A 7,431-nucleotide genomic window follows, 5' to 3' on the forward strand; every position below is an offset into this window, starting at 1 on the left:
ACTCCGTATCATGTCCTGCGGAGAAAGGAAAAATTTTTCAGAGCCTTTGTGAACTTTTTCACAAAGTAGCTCTGGAGATGATGAGTCGTGTTTGCGTTGTATTTTTCATCCAATTTTGTGATATGAAATGACGCGGTTTCGTCCCACATAACCATGTCAAGAAAAAGGATTTCACCAAACAGTCAGGAGGACCAAAGAGATGAAAGACCAGATGCTGCTCTTTTTGTGTGATTGCAGAGGAGAAATAGATCTACCCAAAGATCTCAATTTAGGAAAACAGCTTCCTACCTTTAAGCATTCTTACCTTTGCTCGCCAGAGGGAATAAAGTACATCGAGGAAATGATACAGAAACATGGGGCAAGGGATATCATAGTTGCAGGCTGTACACCACGGATTGCAGATACATTCTTTAAGAAATACGATGCTGAGATAGTAAACATCAGGGAGCAAGCTGCGTATGTGGGGCATGGAGACGAAAAAATGAAAGCGCTAATCAGAGCAGCTATTGAGAAGAAGAAAACATCAAAGGGTAGATTCAAGAGAGAGATAGACATTGCCAGTAGGGATGTCCTAATAATAGGGGCTGGTATTGCTGGTTTGGAGGCTGCGCGGCGCTGTGCAGATTCGGGACTTGGTGTTTACCTGATTGAGAAAGAGCAGTTCATTGGCGGTATGGTCGGGAAGCTCGATAGGGTCTATCCCGAGGGTACACCTGTGTCTCATACTCTGAATCGCATAATCTTTGACACCGTCGGAAGAAACAACGTAACTGTTATGACTGGCGCTGAACTGCAGGGAGTAGAAGGTAACATCGGCAACTATACCATCAAACTGAAAGTTAAACCGAACCCAATAGCGAAGTGCAACCTTTGTGGTGAGTGTGTAGACGTATGTCCGATTACAGTGCAGGACAATGGTATTGAGCGAAAAGCCATCTACTTTGAGCCGACATACCCGAATACCTATGCCATTGATTGGTCCTCTTGCGATAGGTGCGGAAAATGCACTGAAATATGCAAGGACATAAATCTAGATGTTAAAGAAAAGGACATAGAATTGAAGGTCGGTGCTATTATCGTAGCTACTGGACTTGAACCATTTGACGCGTCCAAGATAACGGCATACGGATATGGAAGATACAAGAATGTCTATACAGCGTTGGAATATGAAAGAAAGCTGGTGCGAGGGGAGCTGAAACCGAAATCTGTGGTCATCATAAACTGCGCGGGTTCCAGGGATGAGCACTATTTGCCGTATTGCTCCAGAGTGTGCTGCTTCATTGGAATGAAAGAAGCGAAGCTGACAAAGGATGTGAGCCCGGATACTGAAGTATATCTGACCTATATTGATATGCGGACCTACGGCGTATTTGAATCACTCTACTCCTCTCTACGGGACTCTGGTGTAAATCTAATCAGGGGAAGACCCTCGGAGATCACTGAAAGAGACGGGAAGTTGATGGTACATACAGAGGATATGGTGCTCGATGAATTGCTGAAGATTGAGACAGATTGCGTTGTCCTTTCAACAGGCTATGTACCTTCGAAAGAAGTGCTTAAGAAATTAAGGTTGCCTGTAGAGGATGAATTCCCGATGAATTATGTCTGTTCGACCCTATCAATAGATGCAAATCCACACGGAATATTCCTGGCCGGGTGTTCCTCCTATCCTAAAGATGTCACTCGAACTCTGATAAGTGCAGACTACATTGCAGGGAATCTGGTCAGTATGTTCACCAAACAGTCTATTGAGGTCACCAATCCTGTGTCAGAGATAAACAACGACATGTGCAGTGGGAAGAACTGCGGAATTTGCGCTTGGGTGTGTCCCTATAGTGCAATCATGGAAGAGGACGGAGAGTACAGGATTGATCCCTCCCTGTGTAGAGGGTGTGGGATATGTTCTGCAACCTGTCCGAGTGGTGCCAATCAGCTGGAGGTTTCAACAGATATTGAGCTACTTGCCCAAGTAGACGGCATTCTAAGCGATGGCAAGGACAAGATATTGGCCCTGTTGTGTGAGAATTGTGCATATCAGGCAGCAGACAACATTCCCTATGAGAGACTTACCTATCCAGAGAATGTGATGATAGTCAGGGTTCCATGTACAGGCAGAGTTGGCTCACAAGTCCTGTTGAATGCTTTCAGGGCGGGGGCAAAGGGTGTACTGGTTGCCGGATGTTGTCTCGGTTCATGCCACTTCATAACGGGTAACATCAAAGCGCAGAATCGTGTGCTTGTCACCAAGAGGCTTGTCCAATCATTGGGTATCGACCCTGGTAAACTGAGGATAGAATGGGTCGGACAGAAGGAACCAAGAAAGCTGGTTAGCATTCTTAATGAGATGACGGAGGCATAAGATGGCAAAAGCAAAAGTGGCATTCTATTGGTGTGCTTCATGCGGAGGATGCGAAGAGGCGGTAATTGATCTGAATGAAGACATACTTAAGGTCGTAGACGCGGTAGACATAGTCTTCTGGCCTGTGGCTTTGGACTTCAAGTATAAAGACATAGAGGCGATGAAAGACGGCGAGATTGCTGTATCCTTCATAAATGGTGCGATAAGAAACAGCGAGCAAGAAGAGATTGTGAAGCTTCTCAGAAAGAAGTCCGGGCTGGTTGTTGCATTTGGAAGCTGCTCTCATCTGGGAGGCATACCAGGACTTGCCAACTTCCACGATAGAGAGGCAATACTGACAAGGTCCTACGAGACGGCACCTACCGTCGTAAACCCCGATAGGATCCTTCCGCAGCTCTCCACAAAGATGCCCGAAGGTGAATTGACACTTCCAGAGTTCTCTGAAACTGTGAAGGCTCTAGACCAGGTAATCGATGTAGATTACTACCTACCTGGATGCGCGCCGCCGGCTGACTTGATTATGGGCGCGGTCACTGCGATTCTTGAGGGGAATCTCCCCGAAAAAGGGTCAGTCCTTGCTCCTGAGAAATCACTGTGCGGCGACTGTCCAAGGGGTGAGAAGAAACCAGAGAAGCTGGTAATGAAAGATGTAAAAAGAGTACATGAGATAATTCCAGACCCTGAGAAGTGCTTTCTTGAGGAAGGTCTCATCTGTCTTGGGCCTGCAACGAGGTCGGGTTGCGATAGCAGATGCATAAAGGCCAATATGCCGTGCAGGGGGTGTTTTGGTCCTACAAAGGAGGTTCGAGATCAAGGTGCCAAAATGGCATCGGCGATCGCGTCCATTCTTGGATTGGAAGGCGAAGAGGAGTTCTCTGAAGAAAAGGCAGCAGAGATAGTAAATAAAATAGCCGATCCTGCTGGAACCTTTTACAGGTTTTCGCTTCCCTCGTCTTTACTTAGAACACGAAAAAGAGAGTGACGGAGGTCTAGCATGGCAAAGAGAATAACGATAAATCCGATTACAAGGCTTGAAGGACACGGAAAGATAGAGATTTTTCTCGACGACAAAGGTGATGTGGAAAACGCATATTTCCAGGTGCCTGAACTCCGTGGCTTTGAGCAGTTTTGTGTTGACAGACCTGCCGACGAAATGCCGCGCATTACCACAAGGATATGCGGTGTCTGTCCGATGGCGCACCATATGGCAGCAACAAAAACATTGGATGACCTTTTCCATGTTGAACCTACTCCTACGGCCAGGAAGATAAGGGAGCTTCTCTACTCTATCTTCATGGTTGAAGATCATACTCTCCATTTTGTGTACCTGGGCGGGCCGGATTTCGTCGTAGGTCCGGATGCTCCTGCCACTGAGAGAAACATACTGGGAGTGATAGGGAAAGTCGGGCTTGAGGCCGCTGGCAAGGTTATTGACACGAGGAAGAGATTGCGAGCGATTATCACCAACATAGGAGGTAAAATAATTCATCCCGTGTTCGGTCTCCCTGGCGGTGTGTCGAAAGGTATCACAGAAGAAGAGAGAGAAGAGATTGTTAAGGTTGCCAAGGACACCGTTGAGTTTGCTCAGTTCCTCCTCAAGTTATTTGATGACGTGGTTCTGAAGAACAAAACGTATGTGGATCTCATAGTGGGCGACATCTATAAACATAACACTTACTATATGGGCATGGTCGATGAAAACAACCACGTGAATTTCTATGACGGTGAGCTGAGAGTGGTGTCTCCCGGGGGCAAAGAGATCGCGAAATTCAAGGCGCAAGACTACCTTGAACACATTGCTGAGCACGTGGAGCCGTGGAGTTACATAAAGTTCCCTTATTTGAAGGCGATTGGATGGAAGGGATTTGTAGATGGCGAAGAGAGCGGCGTTTACAGAGTCGCCCCTCTTGCAAGGTTGAATGCATCTGATGGGATGGCCACACCGCTGGCACAGTCTGAATACGAGAGGATGTTCGATACGCTGGGTGGGAAGCCGGTTCACAACACATTGGCATTCCATTGGGCAAGACTGGTGGAGGCCCTTTATGCGGCCGAGAGGATGTTGGAGCTTGCGGCAGACCCTGAATTGACTGGTACGAATATTCGGAATATTCCTACTGCAACGCCTGATGAGGGGATCGGGGTCGTTGAAGCACCCCGAGGAACGCTTTTCCATCATTATCAGACAGACAAGGACGGTATTCTGACAGGAGTTAATCTAATAGTCGCCACTGTGAACAATTCGGCAGCAATGTGCATGTCGATCAAAAAGGCAGCTTCAGGGCTCATAAAGGGTGGAAATGTCTCTGAAGGTCTTTTGAACATGGTGGAGATGGCATTTCGCGCGTATGATCCATGTCTTGCCTGTGCCACACACTCGCTTCCTGGTGAGATGCCACTTGAGGTCAACCTTTACGATTCAAACAAGAACCTCATCAGAACAATAAAAAGGGATTAAGGTTCGAAGATGGACAGGGCAAAGACACTCATCCTTGGGATGGGAAGCCCCATTCTTGGTGATGATGGTGTTGGGGTAGAGGTAGCCAACAGGATAAAAGAGAACACCGATGAAAAATTCGTAGATGTTGTTGAAGCTTCTGCTTCGGGGCTTGAGCTACTTGATATCATCTGCGGATACGAAAAACTGATAGTAATCGATTCCATGAATACAGAAGGAGGCCAGGTCGGAGAGCTTCACCGCCTGGCCTGCTCTGACTTGGATCCTACAGTCCGTCCTTCCGCAAGGCATCAGATTAATTTCGCAACTACCTTGGAGGTTGGAAGGCGCCTGAACATGGAGGTGCCCGAGGTAATTGCGATTTATGCTATCGAGATAAAGGATGCAACGGTCTTCCAAGAAGGGTGCAGTCCTGAAGTAGAAAGAGCAATCCCTGGAATAGTCGAAACCATAATTGAAGAGGAGATGCTCAGAGCTGATTAGTCTCAACCAACAAGTGCTAATCAGCTCTAAGAACACCCTGCCCTGTTGATAGACACGGTAGGGTATTTTTCTGATGGTCTTTTTCGTCTGGCCCCAAATGCAACCCCACCCTGTCATTCTGAGCGGAGTCCGAAGGACGGAGTCGAAGGATCTGCTTTTGGAAGATCTCTTGGTTGCGCTTCTTGCTGGGTTCACCTCGACTTCGGCGCTCGGTCGATGCAGGGCTTAGCTTTTTCGGTTTGACGCCGCAGAGAGGACGGGTTAGTATTGTATGGGAGTCCTTTGTCGGCACCGCGAACCGCAATATGTGTGAGATAAAATGCCAAAGCTCATCATTAAAGTAGTTGAAATCAAGGGGAACTGTCCAGTCTACAAGGTAGGGGATAGGATAGTTCTGGATGAGGGCTACAAGCTTAACTGCGAGGAGACGGATAATCTCTGCATGCACTCCCTGGGTTCTATTCTGCCCTTTTACAATTCGATCTACAGAGGGGTTGATCCAAGGGATCTTGGGCTTTCAAAGGATAGGAAGAGCGCCTATGTCCAGTGCTTAGACCCCTGCACTTACACTGGCGGGGGGACAGTAGTCTTCGAGATAGCCAGAACCGAATAACACTGCGCGCCCACTACACAAATTCAAGTTTTTTTCTTCCTCAACACGACGCAAGAAGTACGGACTGCAAAGCACCCCAAACTTCCCCGACCACAAAAAACGCGTGTGATTGCGAGGAATGAAATGACGAAGCAATCTACGGATAGATTTTCGCCGTGACTTTTGCCCTTATTGCCCATCTATTGCGTCAATTTCGTGCTTAGGTCTCCTGAGGTCTTATTTTCGATTTTCCCTTCGACAAGCTCCCCTCGACAGGCTCGGGACAGGCAGGATCTCCGACGATCTTCTATTTTCGTGTCCATTGTGGCGTGAGCTCATCGCAGGGATATCCACATTCCCCACCTCAAGAGGGCAATGACAAACAGGACCAAAAAGACGATGACGAGGTTCATGTAGGCGATGAAGTAAAACGCCTTCTGTGGGGCAGTCTTTTCAGGCTTGCGCGCTGCATCATAGGAACCAATGTTTTCTAAGGACTCGAGCTTCTCTTCACCGTGTGGGGCCTTTGAAAGGGCATCGGTGAGGTCCGAGCCCGAAGAGTGCTTCATGTGGGCGCCGTTTTGCCACAGCTTGAGACCAGTTACATCAAAGACTTTTCCTTTGTATGCGACATAGGCCGGTCTGCCGTCCTTTCCGTCGAAGGCTGAAAGGGTGGGTGGATCAAAGATCCCTCCTTCTGGGGGGATGGCCTTCTTTGTACCTCTTTTGAGTTTCGGCCCTATGAAAAGCACGACGAAGAGGGCGGAGGTGACCATGATCAAGTACAGGACAATCTTTGCGGAGAGGAAAAGTCCCCATGTGCTGCTATATAACACATCAAGATTCTTTATTTTCGATATTGTAAGGAGCACTCCTGTAGTTCCCACTGTCGCCATTGAGACAAGGCCAAGGAACACCTCACTCTTCGGAAGACCTCTTGCCGCATATGCTGGTTTGAGGAGTATGTGCACGTATAGTATCGTGCCGAACCAGAAGAAAGCCGCAACGATATGAAGAGTGCCTATTAACAGCCTCACGGACTTCCTTATCGGTCCCATCACCCTGTAGCCGCCTTCAGGGGGCCACGCATAGCCCGACGCGGCGTACTCGAGTCCTTTCTCGGTCAGCGCCCCGCCCTCAGGCTTCAGGTGGCAGGTCTTGCAGCTCTGTTCTGTACTTTCGGAATACTCGGGGGTGGCCCGAGACTGGCCTGGAAACGAGAAGGCCACTGATAAGAACAAGGTGAGCAGAAGAAGGTGATGTGTACGCATCTGGCGGAATTCTATCCAGATCTCTTTCAAAAAGCAAGAACACACTAAACATAAATCCTAAATCCGAAACTCTAAGAGCTTGATGCCAGGCCCCGTGTATCTCGCTTCGCAAGAAACGGGGCAGGCATGCAAATTTGCAGATTTGGGTATCTACGCTAAGACGGGCGCGGAAACCCTCCTTCGCCCTTCGTGGCTTCGAAGGACAGGCCACGCCCCTACAAGGTCCTTCCCGGAGGCTGCAGCGGTGCCTGCCACGCAGATTTGCAAA

General features: G+C 48.4%; 6 protein-coding genes. 5 read left to right on the forward strand and 1 reads right to left on the reverse strand.

What is annotated here, in order from left to right; genetic code table 11:
• Nucleotides 1-199 precede the first annotated feature (199 nt).
• The 5 genes from E3J62_05775 (at nt 200) to E3J62_05795 (ending at nt 5,913) form a co-directional block, all read left to right on the forward strand.
• Nucleotides 200-2,359, forward strand: coding sequence for a hydrogenase iron-sulfur subunit (locus tag E3J62_05775; GenBank protein TET46044.1), 2,160 nt, complete (start codon nt 200-202; stop codon nt 2,357-2,359).
• Nucleotide 2,360: 1 nt separating this feature from the next.
• Nucleotides 2,361-3,341: an oxidoreductase gene (locus E3J62_05780; protein TET46045.1), complete on the forward strand. Its 981-nt coding sequence runs from the start codon at nt 2,361-2,363 to the stop codon at nt 3,339-3,341.
• A gap of 12 nt (nt 3,342-3,353) precedes the next feature.
• A complete protein-coding gene (locus E3J62_05785) occupies nt 3,354-4,817 on the forward strand; it encodes a Ni/Fe hydrogenase subunit alpha (protein ID TET46046.1) in 1,464 nt (487 codons plus the stop codon).
• A 9-nt stretch (nt 4,818-4,826) separates the two neighbouring features.
• Nucleotides 4,827-5,300 carry a hydrogenase maturation protease gene (locus E3J62_05790; protein TET46047.1) on the forward strand — a complete coding sequence of 158 codons (474 nt, stop codon included), beginning with the start codon at nt 4,827-4,829 and terminating at the stop codon, nt 5,298-5,300.
• 319 nt (nt 5,301-5,619) lie between these two features.
• A complete protein-coding gene (locus E3J62_05795; GenBank protein ID TET46048.1) occupies nt 5,620-5,913 on the forward strand; it encodes a TIGR04076 family protein in 294 nt (97 codons plus the stop codon).
• Nucleotides 5,914-6,227: 314 nt separating this feature from the next.
• On the opposite strand, the gene E3J62_05800 is transcribed toward E3J62_05795, so the two are convergent.
• Nucleotides 6,228-6,668, reverse strand: a complete 441-nt coding sequence (locus E3J62_05800; protein TET46053.1) for a hypothetical protein — start codon at nt 6,666-6,668, stop codon at nt 6,228-6,230.
• Nucleotides 6,669-7,431 lie beyond the last annotated feature (763 nt).

The sequence above is a fragment of the candidate division TA06 bacterium genome (assembly GCA_004376575.1).
In the GTDB taxonomy this organism is placed as follows: domain Bacteria; phylum Hydrothermota; class DG-26; order E44-bin18; family E44-bin18; genus E44-bin18.